The sequence below is a fragment of the Variovorax sp. 679 genome (assembly GCF_003952185.1).
Lineage (GTDB): Bacteria > Pseudomonadota > Gammaproteobacteria > Burkholderiales > Burkholderiaceae_C > Variovorax.
This window is the reverse complement of record NZ_RXFS01000003.1, coordinates 141,996-165,027: the sequence shown is the minus strand read 5'-3', so window position 1 is coordinate 165,027 and position 23,032 is coordinate 141,996. Positions and strand designations below refer to the sequence as shown.

Below are 23,032 nucleotides of genomic sequence, written 5' to 3'. Positions count from 1 at the left end.
GGCAGGAGACACAGGAGGCGCATGAGCAGCAGCATCACCTCGCGCGAATACGGCCGCATGCCCGACGGCCGCGCGGTCACCGAATACACGCTCGACAACGGCCGGGGCCTGAGCCTGAGCGCCATCAACCTCGGTGGCATCGTTACCGCACTGCGCGTGCCCGACCGGCATGGGCGCAGCGAAAACATCGTGCTGGGGCTGCCCACGCTCGCCGACTACCTGGGGCCGCATCCGCACCTGGGCACCATCGTCGGCCGATACGCGAACCGCATCTCGGGCGGGCGCTTCACGCTCGACGGCAAGGCGCACCAGCTCGGCCTGAACAACGGCCCGAACTCGCTGCACGGCGGAGCGACCGGCTTCGGCAAGCGCTACTGGGAGATCGCGCCGCTGTCGGCGCAGGAGACCGGCGACGACGCCATCGCCATCGAACTGGGCTACACCAGCGCCGACGGCGAGGAGGGCTACCCGGGTGAAGTGCGGCTGGTGGTGCGCTACACGCTGAGCCTGGGCGCCAATACATGGCGCATCGACTACAGCGCGACCACCGACAGGCCCACGGTGCTGAACCTGAGCCATCACGACTACTTCAACCTCGCGGGCAGCGGCTCGGTGATGGACCACCGGCTGACCCTCGCCGCGAGCCGCTATTGCCCGGTGGACGCGACGCTGATCCCGCAGGGCATCGCCGAGGTGGCGGGCACCCCGTTCGACTTCCGGGCCGCGACCCGCATCGGCGAGCGCATCCGCGAAGGCCACGAGCAGCTGCTGCTCGCGCACGGCTACGACCACAACTGGGTGCTCGACCGCACCCAGGCCGACCATGGCCTCGCGCTCGCGGCACGGCTCGAACACGAAGCCACGGGCCGCGTGATGGAAGTGCACACCAGCGAGCCCGGCGTGCAGTTCTATTCGGGCAACTTCCTCGACGGCAGCCTGCTGGGCAGCGCGGGCGCGAGCCTGCGGCAGGGCGACGGGCTGTGCCTGGAAACCCAGCACTTTCCCGATTCGCCGAACCGTCCGGACTTTCCTTCAACAGTGCTGCGGCCGTCCGAGGTGTTCCGCAGCGCGACCGAGCACCGCTTCGGCATCGCCGGCTGAATCGTCCGGCAGCGTGCCGAGGTCCGTCGCCGCGAATTCGGGCGACACATGCACGGCTTCGCCGTCGCGCCGCAGCAGGCCGCGGCTTTCCATGTCGCGCATGGTCTTGTTGACCATCTCGCGCGACAGGCCCGAATACGAGGCGATCAGCGACTGGGAGATCCGCTTGTCGTAGCCGCCCGCGGGGGCCGGCGCCAGCTCGGTGAGCTGGTACAGCACGCGGTGCACTAGGTCCTCGGAGGGCAGCGTCGTCACGCGCCGCATCTGGCCGCGCAGCATGCTCATGCGCTTCATCGCCAGGCCCAGCAGCGCCATCGCGACGGCCGGGTGCCGCACGCACAGTTCGCGCATGACCCGGATGGGCACGAGGTACACCGACGACGGCAGCGCCGCCACCAGCGCCTGTGTCGAGGTGTAGCGGTCTTCCCGGATCGACAGGTCGAAGAAGAAATCGTCCCGGCGGATGAACTCGCTGGTGAACTCCGCATTGGGGTCGCGCCCGGGCGTGGTCACGCGCAGCAGCCCGCTCGCCACGCAGTAGAACCTGTCGGTGGATTCGTCGATGCGCAGCACGGTCTGGTTGCGCTTGAAGTGGCGAAGCTGGCTGTGGCGGGCGAGCGCCTCCCGCTCCGCCGCCGGCAGGCCGGCTGTCAGGGGATGCAGATACATGCCGCGCATGATTCGCGAAGGCCCGGTCCGCGTCTTCTCAATGCGCGCAAGCGCCTGTTTTTATTGGTACTTCCGTTTTCGAAATCGCGGCGCCGCGGGCGTCACTCGCCCTGTGCCGCCGCCCGCGCGTCGCGGGGCGTCATGGCGTAGGCCGCGCGGAATACCCGGTAGAAGGTGGCGATGCTGTCGAAGCCGCAAAGGTAGGCGATGTCGGTAACCGAGCGCTCCGGCGCCTCGGACAGCATCCGCGAGGCTTCCCCGAGCCGCATGGACGTCAGCGTGCGCGCGAAGGACTGCCCCGTCGGCTCGAACAGCACGTGCACCTGCCGCAGCGAGATGCCCAGTTCGCGGGCGATCGTTGCCGGCGAGAGTTCCGGCTGGCGCAGGTCGCGCGCAAGGATCCCGCGTGCCGCATGCAGGAAGCCCGAGCGCAGCGCGGCGCGGCTCTCGGGCAGGCCGGGCGGCAGGCGCCCGCGTGCCAGCAGCGCCAGCCGGGCGGCGTGGGTGACCTCGGCCCCGGCGTCCGGAGCGTCCGACGGGCGCAGCGTGAGCGCATGGAAGGTCGCCATCAGCGGCCGCAGGAAGGGCGTTGCGGGGGCCAGGGGCTCCGCGAAGAGGTCGTCGGCCCGCGCGCCGAGCAGCAGGTCGGGCGTCAGGGGAATCCGCAGCATGCGGAAGTCGAAGCCGTCGGTGCGCATCGGCATGCCGGCGTAGGGCAGGTCGGAGTGATTGACGACGAGGTCGCCCTCGCGGATCTGCAGGCCGGAAGCCCGGCTGGTGCTTATCAACCCCGGCCCGCGCACCTGCAGGCCGATGCACAGGCTCTGGCTGGCGACCCGCGCGATGTCGGCGCTGGTGCGGCTGATCTGGTAGGAGGAGGCGCGCATGTTCGAGACGGTCGCGTCGCCGATCGAAACGGCCTGGAAACGGCCCTCGAACGCCGGACGGCGCTCGCGCGGCAGCTCGATCGTGACGCCGAACATGTGGCGCCCGCGGGCTTCGCACCAATGGTCGAAGCGGTCCTGCGGGCGTAGGTCGTCGGTCGAGAAGTTCAGCGTGGCCATCGGTGTCGGAAGGTCCGAATGTCCGATAACTGCGCGCATCCTGCGAGCTTGCGCTTGCTACGCCCCTCGAAAGCGGCGGGATTTAGGGCCTGTTCACCCTATTCAAGGGGTCGCGAAGCCCGCCACAGCCCGCCCCTGAAGGCGCGCGACGCAGTGCGTGTGTCCACACGCTCAAGGAGCGCAACGCGCAGGGGCGGGCTGTGGCGGGCTTCCCTTCGGGTTGCTGCGCAAAGGGGCTGCCTGCGGCGTTGCCCGCGCTTGCAAGGCATCAGCCTTGCTGCGCGCGGGCGCCTTGCATCCAGCCCCTTTGCGCAGCAACGCGACCCCTTGAATAGGGTGAACAGGCCCTAACCCGCGAACAGCGCAGCCGGCATGCCGGGGCTGTCAATGCGCACCCTGAAGAGCCCACCGGCCAGCGGCTCGGCGGCCTCCTGTTCGGGCGTGAGGCTGTTGCGCGCGGTCGTGATGTAGAGCGTGCGCAGGTCGGCGTCGCCGAAGGCGCAGTCGGTGACGTGGCTCGCGGGTATGGCGATGCGGCACAACTCGGCCGCGCTCACCGGGTCGTGGCAGGTGACGCAGGAGCCGCCCCAGTGCGCGATCCAGAGCCGGCCGGCGGCGTCGGTGGTCATGCCGTCGGGCAGGCCGTCCGGCTTGGGGAAGCGGTGCCACACGCGGCGGTTCGACACGGTGCCGGCCTGCATGTCGAAGTCGTAGGCGTAGAGGTTGTTCAGCACCGTGTTGTTGAAGTACATGGTGCGGCCGTCGGCGGACCAGGTCGGGCCGTTGGTCACCTCGAAGTTGTCGTCATGCTTCGTGCAGCGGCCATCGGCGTCGTAGCGGTAGAGCGCGCCGGTGGGGGCCTTGCAGTCGAAGTCCATGCTGCCGGCCCAGAAGCGGCCGCGGGCGTCGCACTTGCCGTCGTTGAAGCGGTTGCCGGTGCGCTCGGGTTCGGGCTTGTGCTGGTACTGCGGTTTGGCGTCGTCGCCGGGGGCGGTGGTGTCGAAGAGCGCGAAGCCGCGGCGCAGGGTGATGAAGAGGCCCGGCGCCGATGCGCGCTCGGCGATGGCGGTGATCTCCTCGTCGAAGTTCCAGGTGCGCTGCGCGCCGGTGGCGGGGTCGTAGCGGAAGAGGCGCGGCGTGAGGATGTCGAGCCAGTACAGCGCCTGCTCGCGCTGCGACCACATCGTGCCTTCGCCGAGGTTGGCGCCGGCGGGCCAGATGCATTCGGGCTCGCCTGCAACGGAAGGTGCGGGCAGTGGGGAAAGGGGGTTCGCTGTCTCGCTCATCTGTTTTTCCTTGGTCAATGTTTTCTTGACGCGGCGGATCGTATCAAGGCATATTGATAACGGAAATTAAAAATCCATGCATTGATTGATATGCATATTGCAATGTCAAATGCAGGGCCCTCCGGAGACTCTTCTTGAATTCCCCCCAGCTTTCCATCCATCCCAGCCTCAAGGGTCGCACGGTGTTCGTCACCGGCGGCGGCAGCGGCATCGGCGCGGCCATCGTGTCCGCGTTCGCGGCGCAGGGCGCGCGCGTGGCCTTCGTCGACATTGCCGAGACTGCCAGCGCGGAACTCGCGCAGCAGATCGAAAAGTCAGGCCACGCCGCGCCCTGGTGGCGCGCCTGCGACGTGCGCGACATCGCCGCGCTGCAGAAGGCGATTGCCGATGCCGCCACCGAACTCGGCGACTTCGCGGTGCTGGTCAACAACGTGGCGAGCGACGACCGCCACACGCTCGAATCGGTCACGCCCGACTACTACGACAACCGCATGGCCATCAACGAACGGCCTGCGCTGTTCGCCATTCAATCGGTGGTGCCGGGCATGAAGCGGCTGGGCTTCGGTTCGGTGGTCAACCTGGGCTCGACGGGCTGGCAGACCAAGGGTTCGGGCTACCCCTGCTACGCGATCGCCAAGTCGTCGGTGAACGGCCTCACGCGTGGGCTCGCGGTGGATCTGGGCAAGGACCGCATCCGTATCAACACCGTGTCGCCCGGCTGGGTGATGACCGAGCGGCAGGTGAAGCTGTGGCTCGACGAGGAGGGCGAGCAGGCGCTCAAGCGCAACCAGTGCCTGCCCGACAAGCTGATGCCGGAAGACATCGCGCGCATGGTGCTGTTCCTCGCATCGGACGACGCGAAGATGTGCACGGCGCAGGAGTTCACGGTAGACGCCGGCTGGACCTGAAGTCGCGACGGCCCGGCCGTCAGTCGATCTCGAGCTTGCGTCCGTAGACGCTCATGCTCGCAGTCTTCAGCGCCTTCATCATCACCTTCGCCGCCGGCGAGGGCAGCCTGTCGGTGCGGGTGATGATGCCGAAGGCGTCCATGTGGCAGGGCATGTCCAGCGGCAGCAGCGACACGATGCCGTGCGACGCGTAGTAGCGCGCCACGTCGGTCGCCAGCACCGCGACCATGTCGCTCTGCTGCAGCATTCGCGTGATGAAGAGCAGGGCCGAGCTCTCGATGGTGTTGGTCGGCGGCGCGAGGCCTTCTTCCTGGAACATCAGCTCGAAGCGGTGCCGCAGCACGCTGCCCGCGGGTGGCACGATCCAGCCGGCGCCCACCACGTCGCGCAGCGTGAGCCCGCTCACGCCCAGCAGCGGGTGGCCGGGGCGCACCAGCGCACACACGGGTTCCTCGCTCAGGGCCTCGTAGCGCAGCTGCGCCTTGTCGTGCTCGGCGAACAGCCGCGCCACCAGGATGTCGAGCTTGCCCTGCTCCAGCCGCTCGAGCAGCACGGGGCTGGTTTCTATCTCCAGCGACACGCGCAGGTCGGGCTGCTCGCGCTTCACCATCGCCACGGCCGGCGGCATCAGCGTGAGGCCCGGCGCGGTGATGGCGCCCACGCTCACCTGGCCGAAGCGGCCGGCCTTGAGCGCGGTGAGTTCGTCGTGCGCCTGGTTCAGGCTCGCGAGCGCGACGCGGGCGTGGCGGATCATGGTCTCGCCGTACCAGGTCGGGCGCATGCCGCGCGGCAGGCGGTCGAACAGCGGCACCTCCAGCACGTCTTCCAGGTCCTTCAGCAGCTTGGAGGCGGCTGGCTGGGTCATGTTGAGCACCTGTGCCGCGCGGTGGATGTTGCCCTCCTCGGCCAGTGCCACGAGCAGCAGCAGCTGGCGGGTCTTGAGGCGGGCGCGGATGAACCAGTGGTTGTAGTTGGTCATGTCTCTGGGCTTGAAACAAAGGACTGATCGGGTTTTCCAGAATCCGGCGATCGATATCCATTTTGCTTAAAAAACGATTGGATTGATATCAAATCAATTCATAGACTCCGGGCACTCCAAGAACAACAGAGACAAGGTCCACGCCCCGGTGATCCACGGCGAGATTCATCAGAACGTGCGGCAGTACATCAATGGCCGCTGGGAAACCAGCGCGACCACCGGTGTGAGCGCCAATCCCTCGGACACCAGCGAAGTGGTGGCCGAGTACGCGCGTGCCGATCGCCGCCAGGCCGAGGCCGCCATCCGCGCCGCGACCGAGGCTTTCCCGCACTGGAGCCACAGCACGCCGCAGCGGCGCGCCGACGTGCTCGACCGCATCGGCACCGAACTGCTCGCACGCAAGGACGACCTGGGCCTGCTGCTGGCGCGCGAGGAAGGCAAGACGCTGGCCGAGGCGGTGGCCGAAGTGGTCCGCTCGGGGCAGATCTTCAAGTTCTTCGCGGGCGAGGCGCTGCGCGGCGGCGGTGGCGAGAACGTGGCCTCGGTGCGCGCCGGCGTGCAGGTCGACGTCACGCGCGAACCGGTCGGCGTGGTGGGGCTCATCACGCCGTGGAACTCGCCCTTCGTCGTTCCCGCATGGAAGATCGCGCCTGCGCTGGCCCATGGCAACAGCGTGGTGTTCAAGCCGGCCGAACTGGTGTCGGCCTGCGGCTGGGCGCTGGCCGAGATCATCAGCCGCGCCGCGCTGCCGGCCGGTGCCTTCAACCTCGTGATGGGCAGCGGCCGCGAGGTGGGGCAGGCGCTGGTCGACAGCCCGCTCGTCGACGCGCTGAGCTTCACCGGCTCGATGGCGAACGGCGAGCGCATCCTGCAGGCGGCCGCCGCGAGGCGCGCCAAGGTGCAGCTGGAGACGGGCGGCAAGAACGCGCTGGTGGTGCTGGCCGATGCCGACCTCGACCGCGCCGTCGACTGCGCGGTGCAGGGCGCCTACTTTTCCGCGGGCCAGCGCTGCACCGCGTCGAGCCGGCTCATCGTGGAGTCGGCGGTGCACGACGCCTTCGTGGCAAAGCTGCGCCAGCGCCTGAAGACGCTGAAGATCGGCCACGCATTGGAGCGTGGCGTCGACATAGGCCCGGTGGCGGACGAAGAGCGCCTCTCGCAGGACCTCGCCTGGGTCGACGTGGCGCGCGAGGAAGGCGCCGAACATGTGTGGGGCGGCGAGGCGCTGGAGCGTGCCACCTCCGGCCACTACATGAGCCCCGCGCTGTTTCTCGCGAAGCCCGCGCACCGCATCGCGCGCGAAGAAGTCTTCGGGCCGCTGGCCTGCGTGCTGCGCGCCGACGACTACGACGACGCGCTGGCGCTGTGCAACGACACGCCCTTCGGCCTGTGCGCGGGCATCTGCACCAATTCGCTGAAGCACGCGATGCATTTCAGGCGCCATGCCGTGGTGGGCATGACGATGGTCAATCTGCCGACCGCGGGGGTGGACTTCCACGTGCCCTTCGGCGGCCGCAAGGGGTCGGGCTACGGGCCGCGCGAACAAGGGCGCCACGCCGCGGAGTTCTACACGACGGTGAAGACCGGCTACATGCTGGCCTGACCGGACGGGGTTTCATCACGCCAACCAGCAAGTCCTCGAATCTTCAAGAAGGAGACATCCCATGACCATGAATCGCCGCACCCTCAACGCCGCCCTGGCCGCAGCCGCGCTCGGCGGACTGCTGCCCGCCTCCGTGCTCGCGCAGAAGAAACTCGTGCTCGGCTTCGCGCAGGTGGGCGCCGAGAGCGAATGGCGCACCGCCAATACCGAGTCGATCAAGTCTTCCGCGAAGGACGCGGGCATCGAGCTCAAGTTCTCCGATGCGCAGCAGAAGCAGGAAAACCAGATCAAGGCCATCCGCTCGTACATCGCGCAGAAGGTCGACGTGATCGCCTTCTCGCCGGTGGTCGAGTCGGGCTGGGAGACCGTGCTGCGCGAAGCAAAGGCCGCCAAGATCCCGGTGGTGCTGACTGACCGCTCCGTCAACACCAAGGACGACTCGCTCTACGTGACCTTCATGGGCTCCGACTTCACCGAGGAAGGCCGCAAGGCCGGCCGCTGGCTGGTGGAGAAGATGAAGGACCAGAAGGGCGAGGTGAACATCGTCGAGCTGCAGGGCACCGTGGGCTCGGCGCCGGCCATCGACCGCAAGAAGGGCTTCGAGGAAATCATCAAGGCCGACCCGAAGTTCAAGATCATCCGATCGCAGACCGGCGACTTCACGCGCGCCAAGGGCAAGGAGGTGATGGAAGCCTTCCTGAAGGCCGAAGGCAAGAAGATCAATGTGCTCTACGCGCACAACGACGACATGGCCATCGGCGCGATCCAGGCCATCGAGGAAGCCGGCCTGAAGCCCGCGAAGGACATCGTGATCATCTCCATCGACGGCGTGAAGGGTGCCTTCGAAGCAATGATCGCCGGCAAGCTCAACGTGTCGGTCGAGTGCAGCCCGCTGCTCGGGCCTCAGCTCATGCAGGCCGTGAAGGACATCAAGGACGGCAAGACGCTGCCCAAGCGCATCGTGACGGTCGAGAGCATCTTCCCCATGGAAGTCGCAGCCAAAGAGTTTCCCAACCGCAAGTACTGAGAGCCCACACCCATGAAACGCAAATTCCTCAAGGCCTCCCTCGCGGGCATCGCATTGGCCGTCGTCGGCTTCACGCCGCTGGCCAATGCGCAGGACAAGGGCCTGATCGCCATCTCGATGCCCACCAAGTCATCGGCCCGCTGGATCGCCGACGGCGCCAACATGGCGAAGTACTTCAAGGACAAGGGCTACAAGACCGACCTGCAGTACGCCGACGACGACATCCCGAACCAGCTCGCGCAGATCGAGAACATGGTGACCAAGGGCTCGAAGGTGCTGGTCATCGCGGCCATCGACGGCACCACGCTGTCCGACGTGCTGCAGAAGGCCGCCGACAAGGGTGTGAAGGTCATCGCGTACGACCGGCTCATCAAGGGCTCGAAGAACGTCGACTACTACGCCACCTTCGACAACTTCCAGGTCGGCGTGCTGCAGGCGCAATCGATCGAGTCGGCGCTGGGGCTGAAGAGCGGAAAGGGCCCGTTCAACATCGAACTCTTCGGCGGCTCGCCCGACGACAACAACGCCTTCTTCTTCTACAACGGCGCGATGTCGGTGCTCGACCCGTACATCAAGAGCGGCAAGCTGGTGGTGCGCAGCAAGCAGATGGGCATGGACAAGGTCGGCACGCTGCGCTGGGACGGTGCGGTGGCGCAGGCGCGCATGGACAACCTGCTGTCGGCCTTCTACACCAAGGATCGCGTCGACGCGGTGCTGTCGCCGTATGACGGCCTTTCCATCGGCATCCTGTCCTCGCTCAAGGGCGTGGGCTACGGCTCGGGCTCGCAGCCGATGCCTGTGGTGTCAGGGCAGGACGCCGAGATTCCCTCGGTGAAGTCGATCCTGCGCAAGGAGCAGAGCTCGACCGTGTTCAAGGACACGCGCGAGCTGGCCAAGGTGACGGTGGCCATGGTGGACGCGATGCTCTCGGGCAAGACGCCCGAGGTGAACGACACCAAGACCTACAACAACGGCATCAAGGTCGTGCCCTCGTACCTGCTCAAGCCGGTGAGCGTGGACGGCTCCAACTGGAAGCAGGTGCTGGTCGACAGCGGCTACTACAAGGAAAGCCAGATCAAGTGAGCGTTGCCAGTCGCACTGCCGATGCCGCCATCCTCGAGATGCGCGGCATCACCAAGACGTTTCCCGGCGTGAAGGCGCTGAGCAACGTCAACCTCAGCGTGCGCGCGGGGGAGATCCACGCGGTGGTGGGCGAGAACGGCGCGGGCAAGTCGACGCTCATGAAAGTGCTGAGCGGCGTCTACCCGTGCGACTCGTACACCGGCGAGATCTTCTTCGAGGGCGAGGAGCGGCGCTTCAGGGGCATCGCCGACAGCGAGAAGCTCGGCATCATCATCATCCACCAGGAGCTGGCGCTGGTGCCTCTGCTGTCCATCGCGGAGAACATCTTCCTGGGCAACGAGATCGCCAGCGGCGGCGTGATCGACTGGTTCGCCGCCTATGCGAAGACGCGCGAGCTGCTCGCCAAGGTGGGCCTGAAGGAGCCGCCGACCACGCTGGTGACCGACCTCGGCGTGGGCAAGCAGCAGCTCGTGGAGATCGCGAAGGCGCTGGCCAAGGAGGTGAAGCTGCTGATCCTCGACGAGCCCACCGCCAGCCTCAACGAGAACGACAGCGACGCTCTGCTGATGCTGCTGCTGGAGCTCAAGCGCCAGGGCATCGCGTCGATCCTGATCTCGCACAAGCTCAACGAGATCGCCAAGGTGGCCGACTCCATCACCGTGCTGCGCGACGGCGCGACGGTGGAGACCATGGACTGCCGCGGCCAGCCCATCAGCGAGGATCGCATCATCCGCGGCATGGTCGGGCGCGACATGGCGCACCGCTATCCGCAGCGCGACCCGAAGATCGGCGAGACGGTGTTCGAGGTGCGCGACTGGCGCGTGCACCATGCGCTGCACGCCGACCGCGAGCAGATCAAGGGCGTGAGCCTGAACGTGCGCCAGGGAGAGATCGTCGGCATCGCCGGCCTCATGGGCGCGGGCCGCACCGAGCTGGCCATGAGCGTCTTCGGCCGCTCCTACGGCCAGCGCATCAGCGGCTCGGTGTTCATGCACGGCAAGCCGGTGGACGTGAGCACGGTGCGCAAGGCCATCGACCATGGCATCGCCTATGTCACGGAAGACCGCAAGGGCCTCGGGCTGGTGCTCGAGGAAGACATCCGCAAGAACATCAGCCTCGCGAACCTGGATGCGATCGCCGACAGGTCGGTGATCGACAACGGGCGCGAGTTCAACGTGGCCAACGAGTACCGCAAGGCACTCAACATCCGCTGCTCGGGCATCGAGCAACTGGTGGTCAACCTTTCAGGCGGCAACCAGCAGAAGGTGGTGCTGAGCAAGTGGCTCTTCACCAAGCCCGAACTGCTGATCCTCGACGAGCCCACGCGCGGCATCGACGTGGGTGCCAAGTACGAGATCTACACCATCATCGACAGGCTCGCGAGCGAGGGCAAGGGCATTCTCATGATTTCTTCCGAACTGCCGGAGTTGCTTGGCATGTGCGACCGCATCTACGTGATGAACGAGGGGCGCTTCGTCGCCGAGTTTCCGGCTGCCGAAGCCTCGCAGGAGCGCATCATGCATGCCATCGTGAGTTCAGGGAGTTCCGTCCATGTCCCAGCCTGAAGTCAACGCGGTGAAAGCCGCCGTTCCAGCGGCGGAGGGCGCATCGGCGAAGCTGCATGCCGGCTTCCTGAAGAACAACCTGCGCGAGTACGGCATGCTGATCTCGCTGGTCGCGATCATGGTGCTGTTCCAGGTGCTGACCGACGGCACGCTGCTGCGGCCGCTGAACCTCACCAACCTGCTGCTGCAGAACAGCTACGTGGTCATCATGGCGCTGGGCATGCTGCTGGTGATCGTGGCGGGGCACATCGACCTGTCGGTGGGCTCGGTGTGCGGCTTCATCGGCGCGCTGGCGGCTGTGCTGATGGTGGAGTACGAGTGGCACTTCGTGCCCACGGCCATCGTGAGCATCCTCGCGGGCGCGGTCATCGGCGCGGCGCAGGGCTGGTTCGTGGCGTTTCGCAAGATCCCGTCGTTCATCGTCACGCTCGCCGGCATGCTGGTGTTCAAGGGGCTCACGCTGGCGCTGCTGGCGGGGCAGTCGGTGGGGCCTTTCCCGGTGGAGTTCCAGCGGCTGAGCTCGGGCTTCATTCCCGATCCGCTGGGCGGCGACACGCTGCGCACCACCTCGCTGATCGTCGGCGCGCTGGCTGCCGCGGCGCTGGTGTTCTTCAAGCTGCGCGGGCGCGCCAGGCTCGCGGCGCACGGCATGGAGCAGGAGCCTTACGCCTTCTTCCTGGTGAAGAACCTGTTCTTCGCGGCCATCATCCTGTTCTTCAGCTACCTGCTGTCGACCTACAAGGGCCTGCCCAACGTGCTGATCGTGATGGCGGTGCTGATCGTGGTGTACGACTTCGTCACCAACCGCACCACCGTCGGCCGGCGCATCTATGCGCTGGGCGGCAACGAGAAGGCGGCGCGGCTTTCGGGCGTGAAGACGCAGCGGCTGGCGTTCCTCACCTTCGTGAACATGGGCGCGCTGGCGGCGCTGGCGGGGTTGGTGTTCGCGGCGCGGCTCAACACGGCCACGCCGAAGGCCGGCCTGGGCTTCGAGCTGGACGTGATCGCGGCCTGCTTCATCGGCGGCGCATCGGCCTCGGGCGGCGTGGGCCGGGTGATGGGCGCGGTGATCGGCGCCTTCATCATGGGCGTGATGAACAACGGCATGTCGATCCTGGGCATCGGCATCGACTACCAGCAGGTCATCAAGGGGCTGGTGCTGCTGGCGGCGGTGTTCATCGACGTCTACAACAAGAACAAGTGACGGCTGCTCATGCCTGACGACACGCCTTCGCCCGTGCTGGAGCTCAAGGGCATCCACAAGCAGTTCGGTGGCATCCCGGTGCTGCGCGACGTGCGGCTGAACCTGTACCCGGGAGAGATCCATGCGCTGATGGGGCAGAACGGCGCGGGCAAGTCGACGCTGATCAAGGTGCTGACGGGCGTGCTGCCGTCGAGCGGGGGCGAGATGCTGCTCGAGGGCCGGCCGATCCGGCCGCACTCGCCGCTGGAGGCGCAGAAGCTGGGCATCAGCACGGTCTACCAGGAGGTGAACCTGTGCCCGAACCTCTCGGTGGCGGAGAACGTGTTCGCGGGGCGATATCCGCGCTGCGGTGCGTTGCAGGGTTTTCGCATCGACTGGGCCGCGGTGAACCGGCGTGCCGAAGAACTGCTCGGGCGCATCGGGCTCGACATCGATGTGACGCGGCTGCTGTCGAGCTACTCGGTGGCGGTGCAGCAGATGGTGGCGATCGCGCGTGCGCTGGGCGTTTCGTCGAAAGTGCTGATCCTCGACGAGCCGACTTCCAGCCTGGACGACGACGAGGTCGAGAAGCTGTTCGAGGTGCTGCGCAGGCTGCGCGGCGAAGGGCTGGCGATAGTCTTCGTCACGCACTTCCTCAACCAGATGTATGCGGTGTCGGACCGCATCACCGTGTTGCGCAACGGCGGCTGGATCGGCGAATGGCGCGCGACGGAACTGGGGCCGCAGGCGCTGATTGCCGCGATGCTCGGGCGCGAGCTGGCGGCGCAGTCGGCGCGGCCGGCAGCCTTGCCTGCGTTCGACGAGGCTGCGCCCGCGCTGCTGCAGATCGAAGGGCTGGGACAGGCGGGGCAGCTGCAGGCGACCGACCTGCGCGTGCGCGCGGGCGAGGTCGTCGGCATCGCGGGGCTGCTCGGCGCGGGCCGTACGGAACTCGCGCGGCTGCTGTTCGGTCTGGAGACGCCGGATCGCGGCGTGCTCAACGTCGACGGCCGCAGCGTCTCTTTCTCGAACCCGGCCGATGCGATCCGCGAAGGCCTGGCACTGTGTCCAGAGGAGCGCAAGACGGATGGCATCGTCGCCGAGCTGTCGGTGCGGGAGAACATCGCGCTGGCGTTGCAGGCACGGCTGGGCACGAGGCGCTTTCTTTCGTATGCCGAGCAGACGGCGATGGCGGAGAAGTTCGTCGCGTCGCTCGGCATCAAGACCGCGAGCGTCGAGACACCCATCGGCCTGCTCTCCGGCGGCAACCAGCAGAAGGCCATGATCGCGCGCTGGCTCGCGACCGAGCCGCGCCTGCTGATCCTCGACGAGCCCACGCGCGGCATCGACGTGGCGGCCAAGCAGGAGATCATGGAAGAGATCCTGCGGCTCGCGAAGGCGGGCATGGCGGTGATCTTCATCTCGTCGGAGATGAGCGAGGTGGTGCGCGTGGCGCATCGCATCGTGGTGCTGCGCGACAGGAAGAAGGTGGGCGAACTGCCTGGCGGCTCGACCGAGGACGAGGTGTACGAAATGATCGCCGCGGCATGACGAACCCCCGTAACCCTCTCTCGGTGGCGATGCGTCATCGCCTCGCGTGGCCCGTCGTCACGCTGGTGCTGCTGCTCGCGGTGAACACCGCGTTCAACTCGAGCTTCCTGCATCTCGAATGGCGCGAAGGCCATCTGTACGGCAGCCTGATCGACATCCTGAACCGCGCGGCGCCGCTGGTGCTCGTGTCGCTCGGCATGACGCTGGTGATCGCGACGCGCGGCATCGACATCTCGGTGGGAGCTGTGGTGGCCATCGCGGCGGCGCTCGCGGCGTGGATGATCGGCGGCTCGGTGGCCAACGACGTGAGCAGGTTCCCGATGCCGCTAGCGATCCTCGCGGCCATCGGCATCGCGCTGCTGTGCGGGCTGTGGAACGGCCTGCTGGTGGCGAAGGTGGGCATGCAGCCGATCATCGCGACGCTGATCCTCATGGTGGCGGGGCGCGGCATCGCGCAGCTGATTGCCGACGGGCAGATCATCACGATCTACTACAAGCCCTTCTTCTTCCTCGGCAGCGGCTACCTGCTGGGGCTGCCGTTCTCGCTGTTCATCGTGGGTGCGGTGTTCGTGCTGCTCTACCTGGCCATCACGCGCACGGCGCTCGGCCTTTTCATCCAGGCGGTGGGCATCAACCCGACGGCGGCGCGCGTGGCGGGCGTGCAGGCGCGAAGGCTGATCGTGGGTGCATACGCGTTCTGCGGTGCGTGCGCGGGCGTGGCGGGGCTGCTGATCAGCTCCAACGTGAAGAGCGCGGACGGCAACAACGCGGGCCAGCTCATCGAACTCGACGCGATCCTGGCCGTGACGCTGGGCGGAACCGCGCTGACGGGCGGGCGCTTCAGCCTCGTGGGCAGCGTGATCGGGGCGCTGATCATCCAGACGCTGACCTATGCGATCTACTCGCTGGGCGTGCCGCCGGAGATCAACCTCGTCGTGAAGGCCGGCGTGGTGTTCGCGGTGATGCTGCTGCAGTCGCCGGAGTTCAGGTCGCAGGTGCGCGCGCTGGTGCAGCGGCCGGCGCATGAGGGGGCGCGGCCATGAGCGCGGTGATCGACAACACGACCTCGCCCAGACCCGCGTCCATGAATTCGAATGGCAGGGGAAGCGGAAAGCTCAACCCGAAGTACCTGCCGCTGGCGGCGACCGTCTCGCTCTTCGTGCTGGTGGCCACGCTAGGCTCCATCTTCTACGACGGTTTCTTCTCGGCGCAGGTGTTCCTCAACCTGCTGATCGACAACGCCTTCCTCATCGTCGTCGCCGTGGGCATGACCTTCGTGATCCTTTCGGGCGGCATCGACCTGTCAGTGGGCTCGGTGATCGCGCTCACCACGATGGTGTCGGCCTCGCTGGTCGAGAAGCACGGCTGGAGCCCCGGCATCGTGATTCCGCTGGTGCTGGCGATGGGTACGGCCTTCGGTGCGTTCATGGGCTTGCTCATCGAGCGCTTCAGGCTGCAGCCCTTCATCGTCACGCTGGCGGGCATGTTCCTGGCGCGCGGGCTTTGCTATCTCATCAGCATCGACTCGATCAGCATCACCAACGAGTTCTACTCGGAGGTCTCGCAGATCCGCATTCCGGTGTGGGGCGAGGCCTCGGTGTCGATCAGTGCGGTGATCGCCGTCGTGGTGCTGCTGGCTGCGATCTTCATCGCGCATTGCACTTCGTTCGGCCGCGCGGTGTACGCCATCGGCGGCAGCGAGCAGTCGGCGATCCTGATGGGCCTGCCGGTGCGCCGCACGCTCATCGGCGTGTACACGCTCTCGGGCTTCTGCTCGGCGCTGGCGGGCGTGATCTTCACCTTCTACATGCTCTCGGGCTACGGGCTGCATGCGATGGGGCTGGAGCTCGATGCCATCGCGGCGGTGGTGATCGGCGGCACGCTGCTCACCGGCGGCGTGGGCTATGTGGCGGGCACGCTGTTCGGCGTGCTGATGCTCGGGATCATCCAGACCCTCATTTCATTCGACGGAACACTGAGCTCGTGGTGGACGCGCATCGTCGTCGGCGCGCTGCTGTTCGTGTTCTGCCTGCTGCAACGCTTCTTCACCTCGCGCGCTCCACGGCGCTGACTTTCAATCTCTCTCCCTCAGGACAACCCGCATGCCGGACACCCCTCCGAAGAAACTGCGCTCGACCGAATGGTTCGGATCGGCCGACAAGAACGGCTTCATGTACCGAAGCTGGATGAAGAACCAAGGCATTCCGGACCACGAATTCGACGGGCGGCCGATCATCGGCATCTGCAACACCTGGTCGGAACTCACGCCGTGCAACGCGCACTTCCGCAAGATCGCCGAGCACGTGAAGCGCGGCATCTCGGAGGCGGGCGGCTTTCCGGTGGAGTTTCCGGTGTTCTCCAACGGCGAGTCGAACCTGCGGCCCACTGCGATGCTCACACGCAACCTCGCGAGCATGGACGTGGAGGAAGCGATTCGTGGCAATCCGGTCGATGCGGTGGTGCTGCTGACGGGCTGCGACAAGACCACGCCCGCGCTGCTGATGGGCGCGGCGAGCAGCGACATACCGGCCATCGTGGTCACCGGCGGGCCGATGCTCAACGGCAAGCTCGAAGGCAAGAACATCGGCTCGGGCACGGCCGTGTGGCAGCTGCACGAATCGCTGAAGGCGGGCGAGATCAACCTGCACCAGTTCCTCTCGGCCGAAGGCGGCATGTCGCGCTCTGCGGGCACCTGCAACACCATGGGCACGGCCTCGACCATGGCCTGCATGGCCGAGGCGCTGGGCACCTCGCTGCCGCACAACGCGGCGATTCCGGCGGTCGATGCACGGCGCTATGTGCTTGCGCAGATGTCGGGCGTGCGCGTGGTGGAAATGGCGAAGGAAGGGCTCACGCTGTCGAAGATCCTCACGCGCGAGGCTTTCGAAAACGCGATCCGCGTGAACGCGGCCATCGGCGGATCGACCAACGCGGTGATCCACCTGAAGGCGATCGCGGGGCGCATCGGCGTCGAGCTGGAGCTGGAAGACTGGACACGCATCGGCAGCCACACGCCGACCATCGTCGACCTGATGCCCTCCGGGCGCTTCCTGATGGAGGAGTTCTATTACGCCGGCGGCCTGCCCGCCGTGCTGCGCCGGCTCGGCGAAAACGGGTTGCTGCCGCATCCCGGTGCGCTGACCGTCAACGGCCAGTCGATCTGGGACAACGTGCGCGACGCGCCGAGCCTCGACGACGAGGTCATCCGCCCGATCGACAAGCCGCTGATCGCCGATGGCGGCATCCGCATCCTGCGCGGCAACCTGTCGCCGCGCGGCGCGGTGCTCAAGCCTTCGGCCGCGTCACCCGAGCTGCTGAAGCATCGCGGCAGGGCCGTGGTGTTCGAGAACCTGGAGCACTACAAGGAGCGCATCGTCGACGAAGACCTGGACGTCGATGCGAACTCGGTGATGGTGCTGAAGAACTGCGGCCCCAAGGGCTACCCGGGCATGGCCGAGGTCGGCAACATGGGGCTGCCACCGAAGCTGCTGCGGCAGGGCGTGAAGGACATGGTGCGCATCTCGGATGCGCGCATGAGCGGCACGGCCTACGGCACGGTGGTGCTGCACGTCGCGCCCGAGGCGGCGGACGGCGGGCCGCTGGCGGCGGTGCGCGACGGCGACTGGATCGAGCTCGATTGCGATGCGGGGCGCCTGCACCTGGACATCAGCGACGAGGAACTGGCCTCGCGACTGGCTTCGCTGTCGGCCTCCGATGCACAGCCGATGAGCACGCGCGGCGGCGGCTACCAGAAGCTCTACGTCAACCACGTGCTGCAGGCCGACGAAGGCTGCGACTTCGACTTTCTCGTCGGCTGCCGAGGCGCCGCCGTTCCCCGCCATTCACACTGATCGATCACCATGACTCCCAGATACCGCGGCATCTTCCCGGTGGTGCCCACCACCTTCATCGAACAGGGTGCGCTCGACCTCGAGAGCCAGAAGCGTTGCGTCGACTTCATGATCGACGCGGGCTCGGACGGCCTGTGCATATTGGCGAACTTCTCGGAGCAGTTCGTGCTGTCCGACGAGGAGCGCGAGGTGCTCACGCGCACCATCCTCGAACACGTGAAAGGCCGTGTGCCGGTCATCGTGACCACCACGCACTACAGCACCAGGGTGTGCGCCGAACGCAGCCGCCGCGCACAAGACATGGGCGCCGCGATGCTGATGGTGATGCCGCCGTACCACGGCGCGACCTTCCGCGTGCCGGAGCCGCAGATCTTCGAGTTCTATGCACGGCTGTCGGACGCGGTGGGCATTCCGATCATGATCCAGGACGCGCCGGCCAGCGGCACGGTGCTGTCGGCGCCGTTTCTCGCGCGGATGGCGAAGGAGATCGAGCAGGTGGCGTACTTCAAGATCGAGACGGCCGGTGCGGCCTCGAAGCTGCGCGAGCTGATCCGGCTCGGCGGCGACGCCATCGAAGGGCCGTGGGACGGCGAAGAGGCCATCACGCTGATGCCTGACCTTGATGCAGGCGCGACCGGCTCGATGACCGGTGGCGGCTACCCGGACGGCATCCGCCCGATCATCGAGGCGCACCGTTCAGGCGACCGCGACAAGGCTTTCGCGCTGTACCAGCAGTGGCTGCCGTTGATCAACTACGAAAACCGGCAGGCAGGCCTGCTGGCCTGCAAGTCGCTGATGAAGGAAGGCGGCGTGATCGCCTGCGAGGCGCCTCGCCACCCCTTGCCTCCGATGCACCCCGACACGCGCGCCGGCCTGATCGAAACCGCGAAGCGGCTCGATCCGATGGTGCTGCGCTGGGGGAGGTAGGGGGAGAAGGGGAGAAAAAGGAAGCCGTTCAGGCTTCGGAAGCGGGGGCGCTCTTTTCGAGTTCGCTGACCTGCAGCGACAGATCGAAGAGCTTGGACTTGCTGGCGTAGTAGCGGTCGAGACGCCACTCCTTCAGGATGTCCATGGCGAGCTGGAAGCTCTTGTAGTCGAGTTCGTAGAGGGTGATCAGTTCGAAGCTGCGTTCGGACTCGAGAGCCAACACGAGCTGGGCCAGGATCTTGGCCGATTCGTTGGCCGGGTCCGTTTCGATGAATCGGCGAGCGACCTTGATGGCATTCATGAGAAAGGGTTCCTCGGTGGGCAGAGAGCGGGAACTATAGCTAGCATGCCTTGGCCTTTTGTGACAGAAATATGACAGTAGGGGCATCGCCATCCCCGTGGAAATGGCAATGGCCCTGTTGAAGAAATGCTGTCAGGTCAGCGCATGGGAGCCGGCATCGGCCGTTGCATGGGCCTCGGCATCGGTTGCGGTTCCATGGGCGGAGGTGCCACCGGCACCATGGTGGTGGTGACCGATTCGCGGATCAACCCACCGCCCATCACGCTGCCGTCCACGTTGGTCCTGGTGTCGCCCATGCTGCCGAGTACGCGGGCCTCGCATGCGGGGCGGTCGGCCGGTTGCTGCAGGCCGCAGCGCGCGAGCGCGTTGGCGCGGTAGTCGGGGGCGCTGGTCAGGCCGCCTCGCGCAGCCGCCTGGCGAGCGGCGCCGGCTTCGCGGATGCAGGCGGCGCGGTCTTGCTGGTTGTGGCCGCAGACGGCCAGTTCCTGCTGATAGGTTCCGGGATCTTCTCCGCGCCGGGGCGAAGCAGCGGACGCTGCGGTGGTGACTGCCAGCGCGCCGACGGCGAGCACGGTGAAGAGCATCGAACGTGTGTTGCTTTTCATGGATGACTCCTTGAGGTGAGCAAAAAACCAGGGAAACGTTGGACCACTCGGCACAGGCCGGGTTCATTCAACGCGCGGGTGCCGTCTGTGGCGGCAGGGGCGTCACGGTTTCGCGGATCACGCCGCCGCCCATCACGCTGCCTTCGGTTGTGGTGCGGGCGCCGCCCTTGATGCGGGCTTCGCAGTCGGGCTGTTCGGCGGTCGGCAATTCGCTGCAGCGGGCGAGGGCATTGACCTGCTCGCGCGCCGGACTGGGGCTGGTGAGGCCGCCGCGGCCGGCTTCCTGGCGCGCTGCCCCGGCTTCGCGAAGGCAAGCGGCGCGGTCCTGCTGCACGCCGTCGCAGGTGGCGCGTTCCTTCTGCATGCGGGCGTCGGAGCCCGGTGCCTGCGCACTGGCTGTCTGCGCGCCGAAGACGATGAAGCCACTGGCGGCGAAGAGTGCCGTGGCGGAAAGAAGGGAACGAAAGCTTGTTCTCATGCGGGCTCCTGGTAAGGGCACGCTACCTCCGGGAGGTGCGTGACCGGAGCCCCAGTGTGCTGTCGGCGGGGGCCGGCAGTCTGTGGGACAGCCGCACGCCGATGACCGGGCCGGACTCGCCCCCGCGTGTGGGACGTGTCCGGCAGCGCGCGGACTTTCAGGCTGGGCGCCGCGGAACCGGCTTTGCCGGGCCGCAGGCGCCGCCCCCGGTAGGGGGTTGGCGAAGCGACACGGAGTGCGCGCAGCCTGGGGGCGAGCTTTTTATCCCGCCGCGATGCGCTGTGCGAGGTGAGCGAGCGCTTCCTCGACCTGGTCCACCAGGATCAGCGACAGGTCGCCGGGCTGCAGGCGCGCCAGTGCCGTGTCGATGGCGACGAACTCGCCGCGGATCTCGTCGATGTAGCGCGTGCGGGCCGCGCCTTGCAGGCCCTGGCGCAGCAGCGCCATGACTTCGCCGTCGGCGCGCCCGCGCTGGGCCGCGTCCTGATAGAGGATCACGTCGTCGAAGGCTTCGCCGAGGATGGCCGTCTGGTCGCGGATGTCCGAGTCGCGCCGGTCGCCTGCGCCGCTGATCACCACCGAGCGCTTCTTCGCCGGCATGGTGTCCACGGCCGACACCAGTGCGCGCATCGCGTCGGTGTTGTGGCCGTAGTCGGCGATCACGGTGGCGCCGCGGTAATCCATGACATTGAAGCGCCCGGGCACGCCGGCCGCGTCGTTCAGGAAGCTCGCGAGGCCGCTGCGGATGGTGTCCCAGTCGAGGCCCACGGCCCAGGCCGCGGCCACCGAGGCCATCACGTTGTCGACCTGGAAGCCGATGGTGCCGCCGCGCGTGATGGGCACGTCGCGCAGCGCGATGCGCTCGCGCCACGAGCCTTCGGCGGCCACCAGCGTGTCCTGGTCGACGTACACGGTGCGCTTGCCCTGTGCGCGGTGCGTGGCCATCACCGGGTGCATGCGGTCGGCGGTGAAGAAGATCACGTTGCCCGGGCAGCCGGCCGCCATGGCGGCGACGTTGACGTCGGCCGCGTTGAGCACGGCGTAGCCGTCGGGCGAGACGTTGCGCACGATCACGCGCTTGAGCACCGCCAGGTCTTCGACGGTGGTGATGTAGTTCAGGCCCAGGTGGTCGCCGCTGCCGATGTTGGTGACCACTGCCACCTGGCAGCGGTCGAAGCCGAGGCCTTCGCGCAGGATGCCGCCACGGGCCACCTCGAACACGGCTGCATCCACGTCGGGGTGCATCAGCACGTTGCGAGCGCTCTTCGGGCCGCTGCAGTCGCCGCTGTCGGTCTGGCGGCCGTCGACGTACACGCCGTCGGTGTTGGTCATGCCGGTGCGCAGGCCGCTCGATGCGAGCAGGTGATTGATGAGGCGCGCGGTGGTGGTCTTGCCGTTGGTGCCGGTGACGGCCACTACGGGGACGCGGCCGTCGTCGCCGTGGGCGAAGAGGGTGTCCATCACCGCCTCGCCGACCGCGCGGCCGCGGCCGAACGAGGGCGAGATGTGCATGCGAAGGCCGGGCGCGGCATTCACCTCGACCACGCCGCCGTGCTGCTCTTCGAGCGGACGCAGCACGTTCTCGCAGACCATGTCGACGCCGCAGATGTGCAGGCCGACCATCTGCGCCGCGTCGACGGCACGCGCCGCGACTTCGGGGTGCACGGTGTCGGTCACGTCGGTGGCGGTGCCGCCGGTGGAGAGGTTCGCGTTGTTGCGCAGCACCACGCGCTGGCCGCGCGCGGGCACGCTGTCGGGCGTGAGGCCCTGCGATTCGAGCCGGCCGATGGCGATGTCGTCCAGGCGGATCTTGGTGAGCGAGGTGGCGTGGCCCTCGCCGCGGCGCGGGTCGAGGTTCACGGTGTCGACCAGCTGGCGCACCGTGGAGCTGCCGTCGCCGATCACCTGCGGCGGATCGCGGCGCGCGGCGGCCACGAGGCGGTCGCCCACCACCAGCAGGCGGAAGTCGAAGCCGGGGAGAAACTTCTCGACCATCACCTCGCCGTAGACGGCAGCCGAGTCGTAGGCTGCGAACAGCTCATCGCGCGAGTTGATGTTGACGGTGACGCCCTTGCCCTGGTTGCCGTCCTGCGGCTTCACCACGACCGGCAGGCCGATCTCGTTGGCCGCGGCCCAGCCGTCTTCGGCGCTGGTCACGGGGCGGCCCAGCGGCACGGGCACGCCGGCGGCGTTGAGCAGCTGCTTGGTCAGCTCCTTATCTTGCGCGATCGATTCGGCCACGCCGCTGGTGCTGTCGACCTCGGCGGCCTGGATGCGGCGTTGCTTGGAGCCCCAGCCGAACTGCACGAGGCTGCCGCGCGTGAGCCGGCGGAACGGAATGCCGCGCGCCACGGCGGCATCGACGATGGAGCCGGTGCTCGGGCCCAGGCGCTCGGATTCATCGAGGTCGCGCAGTTCGGCAATGGCGGCGTCGGCGTCGAAGGGGGTGTCGGCCTGCGCGGCGGCGATGAGTTGCTCGGCCAGCTCGACAGCGCGACGGCCCACGGCCTCCTCGCTGTACTGGAACACGACCTGGTAGACACCTTCTTCCACGGTGGGCGAGGTGTGGCCGAAGTTGACCGCGCAGCCGGCCTGCGCCTGCAGCGCGACGGCGGCGTTCTCCAGCACGTGGGCCAGCGCCAGCGGCTGGCCCAGCACCATCGGATGCAGCTCGCCGATGGTGGGGAAGCGTGCGCGCAGGCGGTCTTCGAAACCGTTCAGCTTGCTGATGGCGTTCTCGTCGCCCTGGCAGGCCACGACTGCCTCGATGGCGGTGTGGCGGCTCCAGAGGTTGGGCCCGCGAAGGGCTCGGGTGCGGGTGACTTTCATGGGGCTGCGGCTCTGTTCGCGG

Annotated in this window: 20 protein-coding genes; 12 read left to right on the top strand and 8 right to left on the bottom strand. The window is 67.3% G+C overall.

The window, feature by feature from the left end:
- The first annotated feature begins 21 nt into the window (after positions 1-21).
- On the top strand, positions 22-1,101 hold the full coding sequence (locus EJO71_RS08055; RefSeq protein ID WP_125948492.1) for an aldose epimerase family protein: 1,080 nt from the start codon (positions 22-24) through the stop codon (positions 1,099-1,101).
- Here EJO71_RS08055 and EJO71_RS08050 read toward each other — a convergent pair.
- The 3 genes from EJO71_RS08050 to EJO71_RS08040 form a co-directional block, all read right to left on the bottom strand.
- A complete protein-coding gene (locus tag EJO71_RS08050; RefSeq protein WP_125948493.1) occupies positions 1,033-1,770 on the bottom strand; it encodes a Crp/Fnr family transcriptional regulator in 738 nt (245 codons plus the stop codon). The genes EJO71_RS08055 and EJO71_RS08050 overlap by 69 nt on opposite strands.
- A gap of 101 nt (positions 1,771-1,871) precedes the next feature.
- Positions 1,872-2,834, bottom strand: coding sequence for an AraC family transcriptional regulator (locus EJO71_RS08045; RefSeq protein WP_125948494.1), 963 nt, complete (start codon positions 2,832-2,834; stop codon positions 1,872-1,874).
- 347 nt (positions 2,835-3,181) lie between these two features.
- Complete coding sequence (locus tag EJO71_RS08040; protein ID WP_125948495.1) at positions 3,182-4,120, bottom strand: SMP-30/gluconolactonase/LRE family protein; 939 nt, start codon at positions 4,118-4,120, stop codon at positions 3,182-3,184.
- 134 nt (positions 4,121-4,254) lie between these two features.
- On the opposite strand from EJO71_RS08040, the gene EJO71_RS08035 reads away from it, so the two are divergent.
- Positions 4,255-5,028, top strand: a complete 774-nt coding sequence (locus tag EJO71_RS08035) for an SDR family oxidoreductase (protein WP_125948496.1) — start codon at positions 4,255-4,257, stop codon at positions 5,026-5,028.
- A gap of 19 nt (positions 5,029-5,047) precedes the next feature.
- On the opposite strand, the gene EJO71_RS08030 is transcribed toward EJO71_RS08035, so the two are convergent.
- Positions 5,048-6,007 (bottom strand): LysR family transcriptional regulator, encoded by a 960-nt coding sequence (locus tag EJO71_RS08030; protein WP_125948497.1) that lies wholly within the window; start codon positions 6,005-6,007, stop codon positions 5,048-5,050.
- Between the two features lie 148 nt (positions 6,008-6,155).
- Between EJO71_RS08030 and EJO71_RS08025 the strand changes: the two genes are divergently transcribed.
- The 10 genes from EJO71_RS08025 (at position 6,156) to EJO71_RS07980 (ending at position 18,797) form a co-directional block, all read left to right on the top strand.
- Positions 6,156-7,610 (top strand): aldehyde dehydrogenase family protein, encoded by a 1,455-nt coding sequence (locus EJO71_RS08025; protein ID WP_125948498.1) that lies wholly within the window; start codon positions 6,156-6,158, stop codon positions 7,608-7,610.
- 61 nt (positions 7,611-7,671) lie between these two features.
- The gene (locus EJO71_RS08020; protein WP_125948499.1) at positions 7,672-8,637 is read left to right on the top strand and encodes an ABC transporter substrate-binding protein; all 966 of its coding nucleotides are present in this window, start codon (positions 7,672-7,674) and stop codon (positions 8,635-8,637) included.
- Positions 8,638-8,649: 12 nt separating this feature from the next.
- Positions 8,650-9,720: a multiple monosaccharide ABC transporter substrate-binding protein gene (gene chvE, locus EJO71_RS08015; RefSeq protein WP_125948500.1), complete on the top strand. Its 1,071-nt coding sequence runs from the start codon at positions 8,650-8,652 to the stop codon at positions 9,718-9,720.
- A gap of 38 nt (positions 9,721-9,758) precedes the next feature.
- Positions 9,759-11,285 (top strand): multiple monosaccharide ABC transporter ATP-binding protein, encoded by a 1,527-nt coding sequence (mmsA, locus tag EJO71_RS08010; RefSeq protein WP_125948656.1) that lies wholly within the window; start codon positions 9,759-9,761, stop codon positions 11,283-11,285.
- Complete coding sequence (gene mmsB, locus EJO71_RS08005) at positions 11,272-12,489, top strand: multiple monosaccharide ABC transporter permease (RefSeq protein ID WP_125948501.1); 1,218 nt, start codon at positions 11,272-11,274, stop codon at positions 12,487-12,489. The genes mmsA and mmsB overlap by 14 nt, the downstream gene beginning before the upstream one ends.
- Before the next feature lie 9 nt (positions 12,490-12,498).
- Positions 12,499-14,019 (top strand): sugar ABC transporter ATP-binding protein, encoded by a 1,521-nt coding sequence (locus tag EJO71_RS08000; protein WP_125948502.1) that lies wholly within the window; start codon positions 12,499-12,501, stop codon positions 14,017-14,019.
- The gene (locus tag EJO71_RS07995; protein ID WP_125948503.1) at positions 14,016-15,062 is read left to right on the top strand and encodes an ABC transporter permease; all 1,047 of its coding nucleotides are present in this window, start codon (positions 14,016-14,018) and stop codon (positions 15,060-15,062) included. Before EJO71_RS08000 ends, EJO71_RS07995 begins: the two co-directional genes overlap by 4 nt.
- Positions 15,059-16,090 carry a galactofuranose ABC transporter, permease protein YjfF gene (gene yjfF, locus EJO71_RS07990; protein WP_125948504.1) on the top strand — a complete coding sequence of 344 codons (1,032 nt, stop codon included), beginning with the start codon at positions 15,059-15,061 and terminating at the stop codon, positions 16,088-16,090. Before EJO71_RS07995 ends, yjfF begins: the two co-directional genes overlap by 4 nt.
- A gap of 31 nt (positions 16,091-16,121) precedes the next feature.
- A complete protein-coding gene (locus tag EJO71_RS07985) occupies positions 16,122-17,870 on the top strand; it encodes an IlvD/Edd family dehydratase (protein ID WP_125948505.1) in 1,749 nt (582 codons plus the stop codon).
- Positions 17,871-17,879: 9 nt separating this feature from the next.
- On the top strand, positions 17,880-18,797 hold the full coding sequence (locus EJO71_RS07980) for a dihydrodipicolinate synthase family protein (RefSeq protein WP_125948506.1): 918 nt from the start codon (positions 17,880-17,882) through the stop codon (positions 18,795-18,797).
- 28 nt (positions 18,798-18,825) lie between these two features.
- On the opposite strand, the gene EJO71_RS07975 is transcribed toward EJO71_RS07980, so the two are convergent.
- The 4 genes from EJO71_RS07975 to cphA all read right to left on the bottom strand — a co-directional run bounded on the left by EJO71_RS07975 (position 18,826) and on the right by cphA (position 23,010).
- Positions 18,826-19,098 (bottom strand): hypothetical protein, encoded by a 273-nt coding sequence (locus tag EJO71_RS07975; RefSeq protein WP_125948507.1) that lies wholly within the window; start codon positions 19,096-19,098, stop codon positions 18,826-18,828.
- Between the two features lie 137 nt (positions 19,099-19,235).
- Complete coding sequence (locus EJO71_RS07970) at positions 19,236-19,703, bottom strand: hypothetical protein (protein WP_125948508.1); 468 nt, start codon at positions 19,701-19,703, stop codon at positions 19,236-19,238.
- A gap of 67 nt (positions 19,704-19,770) precedes the next feature.
- A complete protein-coding gene (locus tag EJO71_RS07965) occupies positions 19,771-20,181 on the bottom strand; it encodes a hypothetical protein (protein ID WP_125948509.1) in 411 nt (136 codons plus the stop codon).
- Between the two features lie 261 nt (positions 20,182-20,442).
- Positions 20,443-23,010, bottom strand: coding sequence for a cyanophycin synthetase (gene cphA / locus EJO71_RS07960; RefSeq protein ID WP_125948510.1), 2,568 nt, complete (start codon positions 23,008-23,010; stop codon positions 20,443-20,445).
- Between the last annotated feature and the right edge of the window lie 22 nt (positions 23,011-23,032).